The sequence below is a fragment of the Actinomyces sp. oral taxon 849 str. F0330 genome, assembly GCF_000239715.1.
Classification (GTDB): Bacteria; Actinomycetota; Actinomycetes; order Actinomycetales; family Actinomycetaceae; genus Actinomyces; species Actinomyces johnsonii.
Genome location: NZ_JH470359.1, coordinates 49618 through 67421, shown reverse-complemented (window position 1 = coordinate 67421; position 17804 = coordinate 49618). Strand labels below are relative to the sequence as shown.

At 65.0% G+C, this 17804-nt stretch carries 15 protein-coding genes and 1 pseudogene; 6 read left to right on the top strand and 10 right to left on the bottom strand.

The features are described from left to right. The 4 genes from HMPREF0975_RS12955 to HMPREF0975_RS12940 all read right to left on the bottom strand — a co-directional run. Window positions 1-559: serine hydrolase (locus HMPREF0975_RS12955; protein WP_232212544.1), on the bottom strand; the 559-nt coding region annotated here is incomplete at its 3' end. 120 nt (window positions 560-679) lie between these two features. Then, on the bottom strand, window positions 680-1453 hold the full coding sequence (gene ppgK, locus HMPREF0975_RS12950; RefSeq protein WP_009234649.1) for a polyphosphate--glucose phosphotransferase: 774 nt from the start codon (window positions 1451-1453) through the stop codon (window positions 680-682). Between the two features lie 115 nt (window positions 1454-1568). Then, window positions 1569-3563, bottom strand: a complete 1995-nt coding sequence (locus HMPREF0975_RS12945; RefSeq protein ID WP_009234648.1) for an OPT family oligopeptide transporter — start codon at window positions 3561-3563, stop codon at window positions 1569-1571. A gap of 154 nt (window positions 3564-3717) precedes the next feature. Beyond that, window positions 3718-4698 carry an NAD(P)-binding domain-containing protein gene (locus HMPREF0975_RS12940; RefSeq protein ID WP_009234647.1) on the bottom strand — a complete coding sequence of 327 codons (981 nt, stop codon included), beginning with the start codon at window positions 4696-4698 and terminating at the stop codon, window positions 3718-3720. Between the two features lie 86 nt (window positions 4699-4784). Here HMPREF0975_RS12940 and HMPREF0975_RS12935 point away from each other — a divergent pair, with 86 nt between their 5' ends. After that, window positions 4785-5216, top strand: coding sequence for a winged helix-turn-helix transcriptional regulator (locus HMPREF0975_RS12935; RefSeq protein ID WP_009234646.1), 432 nt, complete (start codon window positions 4785-4787; stop codon window positions 5214-5216). Window positions 5217-5667: 451 nt separating this feature from the next. Here the strand turns inward: HMPREF0975_RS12935 and HMPREF0975_RS12930 are convergent, their stop codons facing one another. Beyond that, the gene (locus HMPREF0975_RS12930; RefSeq protein ID WP_269528432.1) at window positions 5668-6741 is read right to left on the bottom strand and encodes an NAD(P)-dependent oxidoreductase; all 1074 of its coding nucleotides are present in this window, start codon (window positions 6739-6741) and stop codon (window positions 5668-5670) included. Next, window positions 6683-7912, bottom strand: coding sequence for an MFS transporter (locus HMPREF0975_RS12925; protein WP_009234643.1), 1230 nt, complete (start codon window positions 7910-7912; stop codon window positions 6683-6685). The genes HMPREF0975_RS12930 and HMPREF0975_RS12925 overlap by 59 nt, the downstream gene beginning before the upstream one ends. Window positions 7913-8032: 120 nt before the next feature. Here HMPREF0975_RS12925 and HMPREF0975_RS12920 point away from each other — a divergent pair, with 120 nt between their 5' ends. From HMPREF0975_RS12920 to HMPREF0975_RS12910, 3 genes are all read left to right on the top strand, one after another. Further along, window positions 8033-8359 carry an ArsR/SmtB family transcription factor gene (locus tag HMPREF0975_RS12920; protein ID WP_009234642.1) on the top strand — a complete coding sequence of 109 codons (327 nt, stop codon included), beginning with the start codon at window positions 8033-8035 and terminating at the stop codon, window positions 8357-8359. 64 nt (window positions 8360-8423) lie between these two features. Next, window positions 8424-9020 (top strand): TetR/AcrR family transcriptional regulator, encoded by a 597-nt coding sequence (locus tag HMPREF0975_RS12915; RefSeq protein ID WP_009234641.1) that lies wholly within the window; start codon window positions 8424-8426, stop codon window positions 9018-9020. Window positions 9021-9153: 133 nt separating this feature from the next. Next, window positions 9154-10038: an SDR family oxidoreductase gene (locus HMPREF0975_RS12910; protein WP_009234640.1), complete on the top strand. Its 885-nt coding sequence runs from the start codon at window positions 9154-9156 to the stop codon at window positions 10036-10038. 20 nt (window positions 10039-10058) lie between these two features. Here the strand turns inward: HMPREF0975_RS12910 and HMPREF0975_RS12905 are convergent, their stop codons facing one another. Then, window positions 10059-11573: a glycosyltransferase family 2 protein gene (locus HMPREF0975_RS12905; RefSeq protein ID WP_198009185.1), complete on the bottom strand. Its 1515-nt coding sequence runs from the start codon at window positions 11571-11573 to the stop codon at window positions 10059-10061. Between the two features lie 52 nt (window positions 11574-11625). Beyond that, entirely contained in the window at window positions 11626-12756 is a 1131-nt protein-coding gene (locus HMPREF0975_RS12900; RefSeq protein WP_232212542.1) for a polysaccharide deacetylase family protein, read from the bottom strand. Window positions 12757-14143: 1387 nt separating this feature from the next. Here HMPREF0975_RS12900 and HMPREF0975_RS17375 point away from each other — a divergent pair. Beyond that, complete coding sequence (locus tag HMPREF0975_RS17375) at window positions 14144-15301, top strand: alcohol dehydrogenase catalytic domain-containing protein (protein WP_083840801.1); 1158 nt, start codon at window positions 14144-14146, stop codon at window positions 15299-15301. A gap of 47 nt (window positions 15302-15348) precedes the next feature. After that, window positions 15349-16755 carry an aldehyde dehydrogenase family protein gene (locus HMPREF0975_RS12890; RefSeq protein ID WP_198009184.1) on the top strand — a complete coding sequence of 469 codons (1407 nt, stop codon included), beginning with the start codon at window positions 15349-15351 and terminating at the stop codon, window positions 16753-16755. Window positions 16756-16772: 17 nt separating this feature from the next. Here the strand turns inward: HMPREF0975_RS12890 and HMPREF0975_RS12885 are convergent, their stop codons facing one another. Both HMPREF0975_RS12885 and HMPREF0975_RS17370 read right to left on the bottom strand, forming a co-directional pair. Beyond that, window positions 16773-17549 (bottom strand): class I SAM-dependent methyltransferase, encoded by a 777-nt coding sequence (locus tag HMPREF0975_RS12885; RefSeq protein WP_049939952.1) that lies wholly within the window; start codon window positions 17547-17549, stop codon window positions 16773-16775. Window positions 17550-17666: 117 nt separating this feature from the next. Beyond that, window positions 17667-17783 (bottom strand): annotated as a pseudogene (locus HMPREF0975_RS17370) (hypothetical protein); the annotation flags it as partial. Window positions 17784-17804: the final 21 nt, after the last annotated feature.

Sequence of the window (17804 nt, the reverse complement as noted above, 5' to 3'; positions counted from 1 at the left end):
GGTTGCTGGAGAAGTAATAGTCGGTGTACTCAGGCAGTCCGCTGGTGTGCTGCAGGAGCTGGCGCACAGTGATCTTCGAGGCGTCGATGCCCTCGCCCTTGATCAGGCCCGGCAGATAGGTCTCGATCGGCTCATCGAGCCCCACCTTGCCCTCCTGAACCATCTGCATGACCACCACGGCCACAAAGGTCTTCGTATTCGACCCGATCCGGACCTCACCGTCCAGCGGCGGGGCCTGACCCGTCTCCAGGCTGCCCTTGCCCACAGCCACCCCCGCCGACTCACCCTTGCTATCCGTCACCGCCGCCAGCGCCGCCGGGTAACCGGCATCCACCAGCCCCTGGGCCCGGGACTTCAGACTCTCAGCCTCCCCCTTCGACGGCGCCGCCGACGCCGCCCCACCAGCAGCCCCCAACGCAATCGCCGCCACCAAAGGCACCGCCAACACCCGACACACCACCGACCTACGACGAGAGAACCGGGTGCCGACAGCCCCTCCTGTTGCACTAGCCTCGATTGCCTGAGAACGGACAGAACTGATCTTCTCTGTATCACTCATGCACCCAGTGTCATCAATTCACCGACCAGTCGCCTCCTCCCACAGCACGGCATTGCCTGTCCATATGGACAGTCCCGGATGAAACACCCGCCTCCGCACGAGGTCGACCCACGCGGGCGCTCAGGAGGTGCGTGTGCGGGAGGCCTGGTAGGCGGCCCCGACGATGCCCGCCGTGTTGAGCAGCTGGGCCGGGACGATCGGGGTCTTGAGATCGAGCAGCGGCAGGTACTTCTCGTGTTTGCGGGAGACTCCGCCGCCGACGACGAACAGGTCCGGGGAGAAGAGCATCTCCACGTGGGCGTAGTAGCGCTGGAGACGTTTGGCCCATTTCTTCCAGGACAGGTCCTGGGCGGTGCGCTGGCCGGCGGAGGCCTGGCTCTCGGCGTCGTACCCGTCGATCTCCAGGTGCCCGAGCTCGGTATTGGGGACCAGGGTCCCGTCGACGATGACGGCCGAGCCAATCCCGGTGCCCAGGGTGGTGACGATGATGGTTCCGGGCACGTCTTTGGCGGCGCCGAAGGCAACCTCAGCCAGGCCCGCGGCGTCGGCGTCGTTGAGCCCGGTGACCGGTCGACCCAGGTGCTCGCGCATGAGCTCGGTGAGGTTGACGCCCGTCCAGGACTTGTCGAGGTTGGCCATGAACGGGACGGTACCGTGGACGATCGGAGCGGGCAGGGCCACGCCGACCGGGACGTCGTCGCCCACCTGAAGCTGTTCGAGGAGCTGGCGGCACACCCTCGCGATTGCCTCAGGCGTGGCCTCCTCGGGGGTGTCGATGCGGACGCGTTCGCCGATGAACGTGCCCGTGGTCAGGTCGACCAGGGCGCTCTTGACGCCCGACCCGCCGATGTCGATCCCGCATGCCACTGATGTTGTCGGTGCTGTCGAAGTCATGAGGTCCTCCTGGTACTACGCGTCCTCGCGGCCGCCGCCCAGCCTAGTGCAGGGACGGCGGTCGCGAGGACGGTCGGAGAAAGATCGACGCCGATTCCGGAGGGATCCGGCAGCCTCAATCGCGAGTGCTCTCCTGGCGGGCGCCCCGGTAGAGGTACCACAGGGTGGCGACGAACAGCACCACACCCACCCAGGGGGCGACACCGGCGAAACCCTCGGGCATGATGGCCAGCGGGTCCTCCTTGCCACCGAAGGCCACGACTATACCGGCATAGATGACGCCGGCGAGGCTCTCACCGACGATGAGGCCGGTGGCCATGAGCGTGCCCATGCGCTTGGCCCGCTCGGGGTTGGCGGTGCGCTGAGCCCAGCGGTCGTAGAGGTGTCCCAAAGCAGCACCGATCGGGATCATGACGGTGACACTGGTGGGCAGGTACATGCCCATGCCGACGGCGAGCGGCGGCAGGAAGTACTTGCTGTTGCGCCGCAGGATCTCGTCGATGGCGATGATGACGGCGCCAATGAGGGCGCCCAGCCCCAGTAGGCTCCAGTTGAGGTCGCCGCCGAGGACGCCCTGAACGAGATGCTTGATGAGGTTCGCCTGGGGCGCGGCCAGAGCGTCGGCACCGGCGCCCGGGGCGCCGGCGAAGCCGAAGGCCCCCTGCATGAGGCTGAGGACCGGCGGGATGACGATGGCGCCGAAGACGACACCGATGACGAGGGCCACCTGCTGCTTCCACGGGGTGGAGTCGACGAGCTGGCCGGTCTTGAGGTCCTGGAGGTTGTCGTTGGAGATGGTGGCCACGCCGAAGACGACGGCGGTGACGAACAGGGTGTAAGCCACCAGGGTGCGCACGTCGTTGGACGAGGAGCCACTGGCGATGGTGCGCACGAGCGCCGCCGCGGAGACGGCCACGAGGATGCCGACGCCGGAGATCGGCGAGTTGGAAGAGCCGATGAGGCCGGCCATGTAGCCGCAGACCGAGGCGACGACCAGGCCGGTCAGCAGAATGAACAGGATGGAGGCGATGATGAGTCCGACCGTGTGGTGGGCCATGGGGGTCCCGTGCAGGAAGAGCCACAGGAGCACACCGATGGGCAGCATGGAGCCGACGGTGACACCGATGACCGTCTTCATCGACAGGTCGCGCTCAGTCAGGGGGATCTCCTCGCCAGCGTCGCGCTTGGCACTGGAGGCCAGGGATTCGCGGATGCCGGAGACGATGGGGCCCAGGATCTTCAGGAAGGTCCAGATGGCGGCGATGGCGATGGCCCCGGCGCCCACGATGCGCACCTCACTGGCGAAGGTGGTGCTCACGAAGTCCGCGAGGTCTGGGGCGGAGGCGGCACCGCCCCAGGTGCGCACCGGAAGCAGCACGCCGTAAGAGATGAGCAGGCCGACGATCATGGCGATGCCGACACCGATGCCGACCAGGTGGCCCACACCGGCCAGGGCCAGGGACAGGGAGGTGCTCATCATGGTGGCACCGGCGCCGACCCGGAAGACCCCGGAGATATCGACGCTGATGGCCTTGAGGGCGTTGAGGAAGTACAGGGCGGCCGAGGCGATGGAGCCTCGCACGATGACGCCCAGTCCGCGGCTGGACTCCTCGCCGCCCTCGCTGGTGTCGCCCACGCGCAGGACCTCGGCGCCGGCCACACCCTCGGGGTAGGGCAGGTCGGAGTTGGTCACGAGCGCGCGCCGCAACGGGATCGAGTAGGTGACACCGAGGATGCCGCCCAGGATGATGACGAGGACCGTCTGGAGGTAGGGGAATCCGGTCCACCAGCCCACGATGATGAGTCCGGGCAGCACGAAGATGATGGCGGACAGCGTCCCGGCGGCCGAGGCGATCGTCTGGACGATGTTGTTCTCCTGGATCGTGTGATCGGAGAAGCGGCGCAGGATCGCCATGGAGATGACGGCGGCCGGGATCGAGGTGGCGAAGGTGAGCCCCACCTTGAGGCCGAGGTAGACGTTCGCTGCGGTGAAGACGAGCGTGATGACGCCGCCGATGAGGACGCCGCGGATCGTCAGCTCCTTGACCTGGCCGGAGCCGGCGCTGGACGGCTTCGCCGCAGCGGAGCCGCTTGAGGTTGTTGTGGACATGGTGAGATCTCTCGATGTCGGGATGATTCCGGGGCGAGAGTAGCACTCTGTCCGAAAACGATTGTTAATGGTTCATTCTCGTCAGTACAGAGCAGGCGTCGTGGCTCGGGGCAGGCACTGATCCGTTCGGCCGTACCTGCCCCGATCCTGGGACTCACCCCTTGATCGCTGCGGTGTCCCAGTACTCGCGAACCTCGCCGATGAGCCCGTCCTTCATGGTGACGACGCTGACGATCTCGCTGGTGGCTGGCCCTTGAGCAGTCGGGAACACTCCCTCGGCGTGCACCACGGCACCGTGCGGGGTCTCGAGCTCGATGTACACGCCAGAGATGCGTACACCGGAGTCGCGCACTCTCCTCAGGTGACCCGCAACCGTCTCCTTCCCGACGAAGGTCTCCTGCACCCCGAGCGTGGGACCGTAGGGGAAGCTCCACTGAACCTTGTCATGGAGCACCTCACTCATGTCACCCGCGTTGAATCGCTCCAGCATCCGAGGCAGTCGATGCACGGCGGCAAGACGTTGGAGATCACCGGCCGTGAACAGGTGGGGGAATACTGATCCGCCAGGATCGAGCAATGATGATTCTGCGAGCGTCCCAACAAATACAGGCACATAGCCGGTAGCCTCGAGGAGGCTTTCGATCCGCGGTCGTTCCTCAAGAGCATCGGTGGCATATCCGACCGCCCAGACTCCGGGGTTCCTACCTGCTCGCGACACGAGCAGCTCCTCCTGAATATGGGAGAAGGCGCGCACAACCACTGAGTCCGGCAGCATCTCGGCCATCCACTGCCCTTCAGTGCGTCTATCCGGTAGCGTGGAGACGATCCGCCCCTCCTGCATACCAGCGGCGTTCATCACGTCGAAGACCATCGCCCCCTTGAGGAGCGGCGCGAGACGATCTACCACGTCCTGCGCAGCACTGTGCTTGACTGCCAGGACCACCACCTTGTGACGGGCGGCCTCCTCAAAGCTGACGACGCGCACGCTCGGGGGAGCACTCACACGCCTCGCCGACTCCGGCGACCGCGCACCGAGCTGAACCGTGTAGCCGGCCTGCGCCCACAATGTCGCCAGCCCCTGCCCAATGGGCCCGGACCCGATGATGCCAATCACTTCACTCGCCTTGTCGGGCATGTTGCTCCACTCCTCCTTGGTTACTATTAGTAACTACTCGAGTCGACAGTATGGCGAACCGATGAACGCGACAAGAAGGCATCTTCATGGCCGATAGGCACACGAGAGTAACCGTCAATGGGACCTCCTCACAGGAAGGCGACTGCGAGCCCGACAGCAACGTCTGCGGCCTGCGCGATGTCCTCGACCGGATCGGGGACACCTGGTCGGTTCTCGTCATCATTCAGCTGCGCCTGCACGGCCGGCGCAGGTTCGGGCAGCTGCTGCGCTCAGTCGAGGGCATCTCCCAACGCATGCTCACAGTCACCCTGCGTCGACTCCAGCGGGACGGACTCATCAGCCGGACGGTCCTGGACACCTCCCCACCGCAGGTCGAGTACGCGTTGACTGGAACCGGAGAGTCCCTCACGGTCGTTCTTCGTCAGCTCGTCGACTGGGCAACGGACAATCGTGAGAGCATTGCGGCCGCTCGCCGACGCTGGGACCGGGGTGCGGACACACCCACCCACTCTCTTTGACTCCACAACAACCAAAACTTCATGTGCGGGGTCCAGGTCCTGCAGGACCCGGCGGATGGATGACTACCGAGGGCAGGGCCCGGCCCCGGCTCCACCCCCAGGGACCGCAGGTCAGAGGCGGTCAGGTCGATGGCGTGCTCCCATATCGCCGTCAGGCTGCGACATCCGGCCAGCACCCCGGTCACGGCCAGGGACAACACCGTGGGCAGGTCAAGGCGCACACCGCGTCTGTTGCGTGGGTTGGTGATGCTCCTAAGAACCTGGATCAAGGGCTGGCGCGACAAGGCGTTCGTGGTGGAGGCTGGCATCAGCGCGGCAAAGGGATTGATTAAGCACCACTTACCGTCCCCACGGGGCCCACGCCCCCACCCCAGCGACACACCACCCCCATCAAAGCGGCTCACCCCCCTCACCCACCAACGTTGGACCCCCTGACCCGGGGCCGCGTCCCTTATGAGGTTTTGGTCGAGGTCGAGAACCCAGCCAGGTAGGAGGCGGCCATGTCCTCGTGGGCGTGGCCGGCCTCGGCGACACGGTCGAGCCGGGCGGAGAAGGCCTCCATGCCATCGAGCCTCAAGCCGGCTTCGCGGGCGAGGTCGAGGATGAGGTGGGCGTCCTTGCCGGAGGTGTCGACGGCGAAGTTGGCCGGACTCAGGGCGCCCCGTTCAACGAGGTCGGCCTTGACGCGCAGGAAGGGCAGGTCCAAGACACCGCCGTCGAGCACCTCGAAGAACTGGGCCGGGGGCACACCGATCGCCTTCGCCAGGGTGACGATCTCGCCGGCGGCATTGGACACGGCGATGACCCAGGAGTTGACGACCAGCTTGAGGCGGGTCGAGGTGGCGGCGGCACCGTCCTCGCCGGTCCACACAGTGCGCAACCCGACGGCGTCCAGGACCGGAGTAACCAGCTCACGGCCGGAGGCAGGGCCGGCGGTCATGATGACAAGGGTGCCGGACTCGGCGGGCTGGCGGGTCCCGGAGACGGGCGAGTCGTAGAAGAGGACCCCGGCGGACTCCGCGATGGCGGCCAGGCCTGCCACATCATCAGGGCCAACGGTAGTCATCTGCAGCCAGGCGGCGCCGGGGCGCATGGCGGGAGCGGCCTCGCGCATGACCTCGGCGACGGCGGAGCCGTCGAAGAGCATGGTGATGACGACGTCGGCCCCCTCGACGGCGGCGGTGGCGGTGGGGGCGATCTCGATGCCGTCGTCGGCCAGGGGCTGGGCACGCGAGATCGTGCGGTTCCAGGCGCGCACGGCGTGGCCGGCGCCGGCGATGTTGCGAGCCATCGCCGAGCCCATAATTCCGGTACCGAGTACGGCTACGGTCAGCTGAGACATGCTTCTCCCTTGATTCTCTCTGATCGAGCTTGTCGACCTGTCCGTGGTCGGCCACCCGCCTGGACCCCCTATGGCGCCCAGGATCGGGAGTGTTGCCGTCCTTTGTACACGACAGGCACCCGAGTCACTCGGAAGCCAGGGCGCCGGCGATCCTGTACAGGGCGACGGCCAGGAGGAAGGCAAAAGCAGTCATGAGACTGGGGCCCCAGAAACCGGAGAGCCGGGTGAGAAGGTCGCCGCCGATGGCGCCGGCGATCGTGGCACCCAGGTACATCGCCGTGTTGGATAGCGAGGAGACGGTTCCTCGGGCTTGGCCGGCGTGGGCCTGCAGCTGCCCCATGAGGACAGGCAGGAGGAAGCCGGCCACGACCAGGGCCGCGGCGAAGGCGACAACGGCGCCCCACATGGTGGTCACGATGAGCGGCATCGCAGCGGCCAGGAGGTAGAAGGCGCCCTGGATGAGGATGCCGCCCCACAGCGACCGCCACTCACCGATCCTTGCAACGACCCGTGGACCGAGGAGCGAGCCCAGCGCCGTTCCCAGACCGATCATCATCATGGCCTTCCCGATAGCGGTCTGCGAGGCACCGAAGTCCTTGGCCAGCCAGGAGCCGATGAAGGAGAACGAGGCGTAGTTGCCGGTCTGGAACACGAGGTAGGCGAGGAGGGACCACCTCAGCACCCGCGAGCCGAGGACCCTGTGGTAGGAGCCAACGACGTCAGCAGGCTCCCCCACCGGCCGCACATGGGGGAACGAGAGGAAGAGGAGTCCCCACAGGATGACGCTGACCGCCGCGACCACGAGGAACGGCAGCTGCCAGCCTCTGATCGACAGGTAGGAGCCGATCGGCACGCCGGCAACCTGCGCAACCGCCAGTCCCGCGGTCGCATAGCCCATGACCTTGATGACGGACGGCCGGGGCACCGTCACCGGGATGGAGGCCCAGATCTGGGAGCTGACGAATGCGGCACTCACGCCGGCCAGGAAGCGGGCGGCAACCATACTCCAGAAGCTCCAGGCCAGGCCGCACGCGCAGGTGAAGACAACGAAGGCCGCCAGGCCGGAGAGGATGACTCGGCGTCGGTCGTGGCGGTCCGAGACGGGGCCGGCCACGAGGGCGAACAGCGCGTACCCCAGGGCGTAGGCCGAGACCAGCCAGCCTGCCCGGGACAGGGGGACGTCGAGCTCGCGCCGGAGCAGGGGCAGCAGGGGCGCGACGAGGAAGGTGTCGGTCCCGATGGCGAACATGGTGAAGAAGGACAGCCACCCCATGGTCGAGACGCGGACACCCGTCGGCGACGTCCTCTCGCCATCCACGGACACGGGCGATGAGCCACGAGTCTTTTCAGTCATCTCAAATCTCCTTAGTTCGATGTTTGACGTACTAAGAATTGTAGGAGACGATTCCTTCTGTCAACCCCCGTCCGGTGCGCGCCGGGGGCGAAGATCGAGACAGAGAGGCAGGGACGAACCGTGAAGGACAGGGAGCTCTTCCACCCCGAGGCGGGCGACATCTCCCTGGACGCGATCCTGGGCGCCCTGTCAGACCCCATCCGCCGCGACGTCCTGCGCCGGATCGCCGATGAAGGCGCCCTGTACTGCGGGGACCTGAGCTACGACGTCGTCAAGTCCACGATGTCGCACCACTTCCGGGTGCTGCGCGAGTCGGGGCTCATGCATACCGAGCGCGAGGGCAAGCACCGGCGCATTACCCGGCGCGACAACGTCATCGAGCAGCGCTTTCCGGGCCTGCTGGCCGCCGTCGGCCTGCCCGCCGGCAAGGGGCAGTGGCCGGACTGACGACCGCCCGGGCGAGTACCCTGACGGCTCAAGGACGAGCCGCCGGCAACCTGCGAGGTGAGAGATGGCCAGGCCGCGCAAGCCGATCGACCCGACCCGACGTCGTCGCTTGATGCGGACGGCGCGCACGATGTTTGCGCTCCGCGGGTACAACGGCACCGCGTTGAGCGACATCCTCTCCGCCGCGCAGTTCCCTCGCAGCTCCTTCTACTACTTCTTCACCGACAAGGCAGCGCTCTTCGACGCGGCTTTCTCCGACGGGCTGACCCTGCTCGCCGAGCGGGTGAGCCCACCCGATCCTGCAGCGCTGACCACCGAGTCCTTCTGGCCCGAGATCTTCACCTTCTTCGACGAGCTGGCGGCGGCCGGCGACAACGAGGACGTGGCGACAATCGCGACGCTCTTCCACATGCGGGACGCTCCACCGAGCGCCTCACGCGCCGATTTCGAGAGGTCCGCCCGAGCCTGGTGCCAGCAGATCGTGCACACGGGTCGCGAGCAGGGCGTACTCGACTTGGACATTCCCGAGGACTTGTATGTCGAGCTGGTGTGGAGCGTTGCCGTCACACTCGATCGGTGGTTGGCCTCGCAGGCCGGCAAGGGTGCAGATGCTCGCGAGCTGGCGCACACCCTCCTGACGCGCCTGTTCGGGGCGCCATAGCGCCCCTTCCCCGCCTGACCACTGCCGCAGGAACCAACAGCACCCCGTGTTTGTGGACAGTATTGTCCACAAATGACTACTATGACTGTTACCCACCGTTCACTGCTACAACGAGGTTCAGGAGGAATGCGAGATGGCGAGCGTTCTTGTCGCCGGGGCGACCGGGTACCTCGGCCGGTACGTGGTCGCCGAGCTTCACAGCCGCGGACACCTCGTTCGGGCCGTGGCGCGGGACCGGGATCGCGCCTGCAGGGAGGGGCCCTGGGGCTCGCCGTCATTGGACGGCCTGGTGGACGAGTGGGCTCTCGGGAGCGTCACCGATCCTCGCTTCACCCGGGATCTCGCAGCCGACGTCGAGCATGTTGTCTCGGCTCTGGGGGTGACCCGCCAGAAGGCCGACCCGTGGCAGATCGACAACCTCGCCAACCTGGCGATCCTGAACTCGGCGCTGAAGCACGCCGAATCCTTCACCTACATCAATACCCTGGGCGGCGATCGCTGCCCCGCCCGGCTGACACGAGCGAAGTCGGCATTCGCGCAGACACTCTCGGTGGCAGAGATCAGTTCTCAAATCATCAATCCGCCGGCCTACTTCTCCGACATGATGGAGGTGCTGGCGATGGCCAGGCGCGGCCTGGTGACGGCGCTGAGCCCGACAGCGCGGATCAACCCGATCCACGGGGCGGACCTGGCGGCCTACGTCGTTGACCGAATGGAGAAGGGGGCTTCCGGCACGTGGGACATCGGCGGGCCGGATGTGCTCACCTGGCGACAGGTGGCCCAGCTGGCGTTCCGCGCCGTCGGCACACGACCACACATCGCCGCGGTGCCCACCTGGATGCTGCCACCGGCGCTGAGGCTGACGGCGCTGTTCAGCCCGCGCCTGGCCGACGTCGCCCAGTTCATGTCCTGGAACATGATGCGCGACTGCGTGGCCCCGACGACGGGCACCCACCACCTCGCGGACTTCTATCGCCAGGCCTCCATAGCCGGCGCGCCGGACAGGGAGACTTCCTGATCGCGAGGCCGCCGGTCGACTCACTGCGACGTGACCTCGACCTGCTGACGAGTGTTCCACCCCATTTTGCCGCTGGTGATCATCCCCCAGACCCGCAGAGGGCGCAGGATCAGCGCGGACCAGAGCGTCGCCACCGGAGACAGGATGAGGCTGGCGCATCTCTCAGAGACGGTGGTGTCCGAGCGCCACACGGTGATGTACCGCGAACCCTGCGCCAGCCCGATCGCAAGAGGCACCAGCAGCACCGTCGGGGGAATACCGTGACCGACCACAAGCGGACGCCAGAGCACCAGGTAGACGAAGACCGAGATCACTAGCCAGATCTGCATCCAACCGGTTGCCTGCCGCCACCACCCCCAGGAGAGAACCGGCAGGAAGCGGATGCGCCAGAGCCCGCGAATGAAGGAGCCGCGGAACCAACGCTCCTGCTGCCGGTAATGGTGGCTCCACCGGTCGGGCATCCATGCGAAGGCGAAAGCCGAGGGTTGCTGGACGGTCCTGCCGTGCAGCAGCGCGAAGAGGGTCAGCATGGAGTCGTCCGAGAACTCCACATGCCGCCCCAGGAAGTTCTCATTCATGTAGGTATCGATGTTCTCAGCCAGGATGGAGCACCGGTAGGCGGCCAGGCCACCGGAGTTGACCATCACCGAGCCGAGCTTCGACATGAAGGAGCGGTCGACGAGCTGCTGTCCGACGAAGATCACGTCGGTCACACGTGCCAGCAGATTCTCCCGGTTGTTGATCGCCAGGATGACGCCTGCGACCGACATGACCCGCGAATCGCTGAAGGGCTGGACGATCTCATGGAGGGCCTCGGCGTCGAGCATGGAGTCGGAGTCGACGGTCACGAACAGGTCGGCGTCGCGAATCTTCCTGAAGCCATGGATCTGAGCATGACGCTTGCCCTCATTGGGAGTCCGTTGCCATGTGGCGTAGATGCGGGCCACCGCCGCCTGACGGATGAACCAGTCCCGCTCTTCCAGATAGGCACCCTGGGTGGAGCCGTCGTCGACGACGTGGATCTCGGCTGGCGGAGAGCTCTGATTCAACAGGGCGGAGAGCATCTGAATCACGACGTCAGGATCCTCGTTGTAGAGCGGAACGAGCACGGCGACCCGATACACCTCGCCGCCACCGATCATGCGCCCTTCGAAGCCGGCCAGCACCAGCTGCACGGCGACGATCACGAAGAGGACATCGAAGGTCCATACGACCCACGTATCCAGAACATGGTGACGGCTCACCAGCACGCGCCAGCACAACCACCCCACCACGCCGAGGACTACCAGGATGGCGGGTAGGGGCCCGCTGGCCCCTGTGAGCGCCCGGGGCAGCCCGGTCGCATCGGCCGACCGCTGAGCCTCATCCGTCGTCGTCACCGGAGCGCGCACAGTGACCACCCCGCCGCGGCCCTTGCCGCGGCCCCGTACCGCCCTGAGCCGCATCCCGCGCTTGAACAACGCCTTGACCGTCCCGCAGGCCAGAAGGATGAGAAGGCAGACGAGCATGACGAAGAATCCGAATGACCAGGACAAGCGTCAGTCTTTCCGTGTCGAAGGACTTATTCGGAGCGAGTGCGGCGGTGCCTCAGTCCGGGGCGGGGGCGAGCGGCTGGCTGCGCATGACCTCAGGAACCGTCTTGACGGGCAGGCCGGAGTCCGCCACCTGCTTCATGAACCGCTTGAAGCTGGCCGCCTTCACCGACTCGGGAGCGTTGTCAAGATCCTTGTCAACGCGGTGGAAGACCATGTGGGTCCAGCAGCGGTGCTCCTGACACCGAGCCAGGGCCCGCTCAACCTGAGACTCGGTGGTGTAGGAGCCGCAGTAGAAGACGCGGAGCCGGTACGGGTCCCCCGGCGCGAGGGTCTCCGGGGCGACGTCGATAGTGCGCAGTGAGTCGAAGTAGCTCTGGGAGGTGCGCAGCACGAGGTCGTTGTACCGCCCCATGGGCAGGGCGAAGTGGGCAGCACCCTCGGGGTATCCGTGCTCGAGGAGGAAGGACCTGATCGTCTCGAACTCCTTGCGCATCCCCGCCTCGTCGAGCGTGGTGAGGTCGGTGGAGGCGTGGGCGGCGATGTCCCAGCCGTGAACCTCTCGCATCTCAGCGAGCTGGTCGGCGCTCATACGGCCCGGCAGCCCGACCTTGTCGGCGATGACGTAGGAGGTTGCCGCGGGGATGCCGTACCCCTGCATGATGCCCCGGGCCGTGTCGTAGTCGCTGTCGTAGCCGTCGTCGAAGGAGATGGAGACGATACCGCTGTCGGCCGAGGGTAGGGTCGCCAGGTAGCCGAGCCACAGCCGGCTCGGTGCCGAGTCGGAGGCGGGGACAACCTTCAGGCGCACCCTGGTCACCCGATCTAACTGGGGGCGACCGACGACGGCGCGCTCGGCGGCCCGGTTGACGGTCACCCGGCACCAGGTACCGGTGCGCAGCGTTCGCATGTCGGGAGTAACGTCCAGGCGCAGACAGTCCTCGCCTTCCCCGCCGAGCTCGAGCAGGATGCTCGCGACCTGTCGGTAGTCCTCGGCGCGGAGCCACAGATCCCACTGGCAGTCGGTCATATCGATGCCCGAGAGTGCCAGGTCGGCGCTGGTGGGGCGATCGGGGTCACCGGTGGTGGTGACTTCCAGCGACTGGGTCCCGTGGGAGTGGGTGGAGGTGTCCGGCCGTATGGACCCGGCCTCGGAGGAGTGGACCCAGGCACGCGGGTCCTGCATATCCGACAGCACCTCTGACGGCGCCGAGGGAGGACCGGCGGCCGGCGCTGCTGGGAAGACGGGAGAGGCATGGGCCGTGAGCTGCATTGCCTCAGGTAAAAGCGTGCTCGAGGCAGCCAAGGCGAGACCGCCCATCAGAAAGTTCCGACGCCTCATCCGATCATGCTGCGGCAAGATGCTTCTCCAGTTAACAGTCTATGCGGTCAGTTTCTGTTCCAGAGTACGCACCGGATCGCCGTCACCGCAGACAAAAGTCGCATAAGCATCACACCAGTCGACGACCACAACATGTCAGACATCCAGAGATCCGCACAAATCCGCGCAGTTCTGCCGATCAGCACCGATCGCATGTGAGAGAGATCACTGCACTGTTGTAGGAAACTGCGAATCCTCCGTCGACCACCCGCTACTGAACCTGAACCACGAAGAAGCCCGGCCACACGCCATCGATACGTCCTCGATGGCTCCGCTCGTTCAGGACTCAGGCGAAGACCGAGCCGAGGCGGGCGACGGCGGGGCCGGAGTCGCGGGTCAACCGGAGAAGCGCCTCAAAACGCGGAACGACCCAGTTCGGGCGACACAAGGCACGTGACGAGCCGCGCCACGAATGAACGAGCAGCAGTCATCAGAGCACACGTTCACGATGCATGGGAGGCAGCCCCGCACTGGACACCTGAAGCACTACCCGAATGGACCATACAAGCCGCAAGACGTTGAGCAGAGGCCACCCCCGTGCGAGCGGTACCGACCAAGTTTCGAAGCCGCAGGTGCCGAACGAGCCACAGTAGGCGAGCGTTATGGTAGCGAGCACCTGATGCTCTTGACACTTGAGTCCGAGACCGAGAACACGCACGTTCACCAGTACGGATGTACCCCCAATCCGCACCGTAACGCCCACTCGCGAGCCAACGCGACCTGCACCGAAGCAGACGAACTCCACAGCTTGCCCATCAATGACGCAACCCGACGGATCTAGGCGATGTGCGCCGAACAAGAGCAGACCCGGCAGCGGGCTCGCCGAGCCCGGATCAGCGGAAGATACCAGTGGCGGATGCAGAGACGGCGCGTAGCTGAAATATGTGCCGGACATCACTACGATGTTCGACGACATGGTCGGGTGATCAAGCAACGCGCTCGAGGCTTGAGCGCAGGACAGGTGAGCTGCACGTCGTTGTATGTCGGCCATGCTGCTATGCCTGGCATATGGCTTGATGACTACTGTTCCCGTATCGGTGCTCAACCGGGAACACTACTGAGTTAGGGGACTGACCACGAACGCTCTCACGGTTACCCTGTGAGCTATACGATCGGAGTTCGCGATCAATCTGCAATTTGGCATGTGGCAAGACGACAGGGATTGCGTTGGACCAGACCTGCTGAATAATCGATGGTAACCACGAGGAGGGAACCCGCAGTGTTGATAATGGCCGCAGTCACCCACGGCAGAGCAGATCTTACCTGGCAGATCGTTGAACTTGACCCGCCCGGACCTGGGGAAGTCCTCGTCAGGCTCGCTGCGAGCGGCATCTGCGGCACTGATCGACGGGTAATCGATGGCACCCGTCATTTCGCGCTGCCCGGCGTAATCGGACATGAGGGCTCTGGGGTCGTCGAAGAGGTGGGCCCAGGCGTCAGTGATCTGCACCCGGGCGAGCACGTCGTGCTCGGCTGGGCCCGCTGTGGTAGCTGCCCTGCCTGTTTGGCCCGGGCAACCTCATACTGCGAGCAGACTAGACAGGCCACTGAGGCGGGCGTCCGCGTCTTCGGTCCTCTGAATGGCCACGGGGCCTACCGTTTCCCGGACGGAAAGCACCTCGGCGGCCATTTTTTCGGCCAGTCCTCTCTCGCGAGCCACACCGTCGTCGCGGCGAGCAGCCTGGTGCCAATCGACCGACGACTCCCACTGGCCAAACTGGCGCCGCTCGGATGCGGATTCTCGACCGCGTTCCACGCGGTCGACGACGTGATCGAGCCACAGCCGGGAGCAAATGTCGTAGTTTTGGGTGTCGGTGCGGTTGGTAGCGCCGCGATCGTGGCCGCCAAAATGGCCGGTGCGCACGTGGTAGCCGCCGACCGTAAGCCCGGCAAACTCCAACTGGCAGCACAGCTCGGGGCCGATCCGCTCGCGATTGAAGACCCTGCCGAGCTGCCCAATTTGCTCCGCAATCAACTTGGACGCCGTCCCGATGCGGTGGTCGAATGCACTGGCAACCCACAGCTCGCCGAGGCCGCTGCCGCCGCCGTTGGCTCGCGCGGGGTATGCGCGCTCATTGGGGGGTCTCGCGCGGGCACCAACATATCCTTGGATCACAACCGACTCGTCTGGGGCAAACGAGTTCAGGGGGTGCTGGGAGCTGGCGATATCAACCGCACCATCGGTCGACTTGCCAACCTCTGCCAAGATGGCAGCTTCCCCCTCGACAGACTGGTACAGGTATACCCGTCGGATCGACTATCCGAGGCGCTAGCCGACCAGGCAACGGGACTGGTGATCAAGCCTGTCGTTCTCGCCCCAGCCATCTCCGGCGCGCCAAACCAACTATGAGACAGTATGTTCCGGTCCCCCAGCCCGATCCATGCTGGACCCGCTCGGTGTTCGTGGCTGGTTGGCAATCGGTCACCGGTGAACTGGCGGTCACCAGCCCGTTCTCCGGACGCCGACTCGCTGTGGTGGGGATGTGCTCGACCCGCGAGGTTGACCAGGCGCTGGCGGCATCACTTGCGGCTCAACGGGAGTGGGCGGCAGTCCGGCAGGAACGGATCACCGTTCTCTCGGCTGCAGCAGATAATGTGAGTGCAAACAGGGATGAGCTGGTTGCGTGGCTGATTCACGAGACCGGTTCGTCGGTGGCCAAGGCCCAACTCGAGGTTGACCTCGTGACCGCCGAGCTTCGGGAAGCCGCAGAACTGGCCAAGCTGAATCTTGATCGCCCCCTGCCTGGTGGCAAGCGCCAATCCACCACCCACCGGGTTCCGATCGGTATCGTTGCGGTCATCGCCCCATTCAACTTCCCCGCCCACTTGGCAATCCGGGCGATCGCCCCCGCTCTCGCGCTCGGAAACGCCGTGGTCCTCAAGCCCCATCCTTACGCCACGATCAGCGGCGGACTATGGCTGGCCGGGATGTTCGAGGCCACCGGGTTGCCACCCGGGGTGCTGAGTGTGATACCCGGCGATGCTGAGATCGGCGAGGCACTCGTCGCCGATCCCCGCGTCGGACAGGTCACCTTCACCGGTTCTACCGCTGTCGGACAATGGATAGCCGAAGTTGCAGCCCGTCGGCTGACGCCCACGCTACTCGAGTTGGGCGGCAACAACGCGCTGGTGGTTCTACAAGATGCCGACATTGAACTGGCGGCTACATGCGGCGGTTTCGGCAGTTTTTATCATCAGGGCCAAGTCTGTATGTCAACCGGACGTCATCTGGTCCACGAGAGTCGCATCGAGGCATACGTGCAGGCCCTTACCAACTACGCAAGCCGACTGCAGGTCGGCGATCCAGCCGATCCCAAGAATGATCTGGGTCCTCTGATCAACGCTCGGCAGCTGGCCCAAGTTGATGACCTGGTTCGTCGCAGCATCGCCACCGGCTCTGAACTGGTGTGGGGTGGTACGACTTCGGGATTGTGTTACCAACCAACGGTTCTGATCGACTCAACGAGAAAGTCTCCAGCCTGGCAGGAGGAGATCTTCGGCCCGGTGGCGGTGGTGGCACCATTCAGCGACGACCAGGACGTGGTGACCCTGGTCAACGAGCAGGGGCCGGGGCTGGTCGCCAGCGTCCTTTGCGCAGACGTGGACCACGGTGCGCAGTTGGGGGCAAGGATATCCTGCGGGATCGTGCACGTGAATGAACCCACCGTCGATTATCAGATCGGCGCGCCGTTCGGCGGCTGGGGATCCTCCGGAAACTCGACCATCGGTGACCACACCTCCAACGTGGCCAACTTCACTAAGTCCAAGTGGTTCACTCGTCGGCCAACGATGCCGCAGCGCTGACATTTGCCGGTGCGACATCATGGGGTTGCGCGCATGGCAGCAAAGAATCCGGGATAACTAGTATCGGGGGTGCCGAATCCCCCGGCCTCGAACCATCCGATGACTTCCTGCCTGCCATGGCGGAACTGGTATCGCGGCATGACGTTATCAAACGACAAAAACACTGCTGAGCGGGCCATCTCGGCTCGGCTGTGAAAGACCGGATAGATCTCCGGTGGGAAGATCTGACAGTTCCGTTTGTGCTCGCGCACAAGGAAACTCTTGATCTGATTGGAGAACACCTTCACATAGGCGCGACACCATGCCATGACCAATGGTCTAGGTAGTTTACTACCTAGACCAGCGAAGTGACAGTCTCGTTGCCGGTACAAACCGTCCCAGAAGGAGTCCTCCCCCTCCCGTGGGTACAACCAGACGAGCAATCCTCCTGCCGGTCCGACCAAGTCGGCAACCATTTCGAAGGCGGCCTGGGTTGACCGGGTGTGGTGGAGGACACCGATGCTCACCACCTGGCTGAATGCTCCACCCAACAACGGTGGCCGCAGCACGTCCCCTCGGACAAAGTGCAGGTTGGCGATGTCACCGAAACGAGCTGCGGCCTGCTTGATAGCAGTCGATTGGTCAAGTGCCACTACCTGATGCTGGGGATAGCGCACTGCAAGCTCGGCCGACTTCTCGGCTGAGCCGCAGCCTGCATCCAAAATCCACTGTTGTTGCGTAGCGGTATCCAAGTGACCGAAGAAGGTCTGAGACATCCACTCGACGAACTGCGGAATCCGGTAGCCGTATATCACACCGGGGTCCTCACCGGCTCCAGTCTGACGGGCCCGCCACTGGAAGCTGAATCCTGTGACCGACCGACGGTCCAGATTGTTCTTGACTAGCATCTGCGGAACCGAATCTATGATGGCGTACGACCGCGAGCAGCCCGAACACTTTAGCGTCCCGGATTCAATCAGCGAACCGTCGGTGGCTGAGGGCGTTAACGCCACCGGCGAACCGCAGCCCGGACACCGTAGAACCGTCAACAAAGCTCGTTGCAAGACTAC

Bases quoted from the DNA above. Each gene is read 5' to 3' on its own strand.
- ppgK (WP_009234649.1), bottom strand. From the start codon at position 1,453: ATGACTTCGACAGCACCGACAACATCAGTGGCATGCGGGATCGACATC.
- HMPREF0975_RS12945 (WP_009234648.1), bottom strand. From the start codon at position 3,563: ATGTCCACAACAACCTCAAGCGGCTCCGCTGCGGCGAAGCCGTCCAGC.
- HMPREF0975_RS12940 (WP_009234647.1), bottom strand. From the start codon at position 4,698: ATGCCCGACAAGGCGAGTGAAGTGATTGGCATCATCGGGTCCGGGCCC.
- HMPREF0975_RS12935 (WP_009234646.1), top strand. From the start codon at position 4,785: ATGGCCGATAGGCACACGAGAGTAACCGTCAATGGGACCTCCTCACAG.
- HMPREF0975_RS12925 (WP_009234643.1), bottom strand. From the start codon at position 7,912: ATGACTGAAAAGACTCGTGGCTCATCGCCCGTGTCCGTGGATGGCGAG.
- HMPREF0975_RS12915 (WP_009234641.1), top strand. From the start codon at position 8,424: ATGGCCAGGCCGCGCAAGCCGATCGACCCGACCCGACGTCGTCGCTTG.
- HMPREF0975_RS12910 (WP_009234640.1), top strand. From the start codon at position 9,154: ATGGCGAGCGTTCTTGTCGCCGGGGCGACCGGGTACCTCGGCCGGTAC.
- HMPREF0975_RS12900 (WP_232212542.1), bottom strand. From the start codon at position 12,756: ATGCAGGACCCGCGTGCCTGGGTCCACTCCTCCGAGGCCGGGTCCATA.
- HMPREF0975_RS17375 (WP_083840801.1), top strand. From the start codon at position 14,144: ATGGTAACCACGAGGAGGGAACCCGCAGTGTTGATAATGGCCGCAGTC.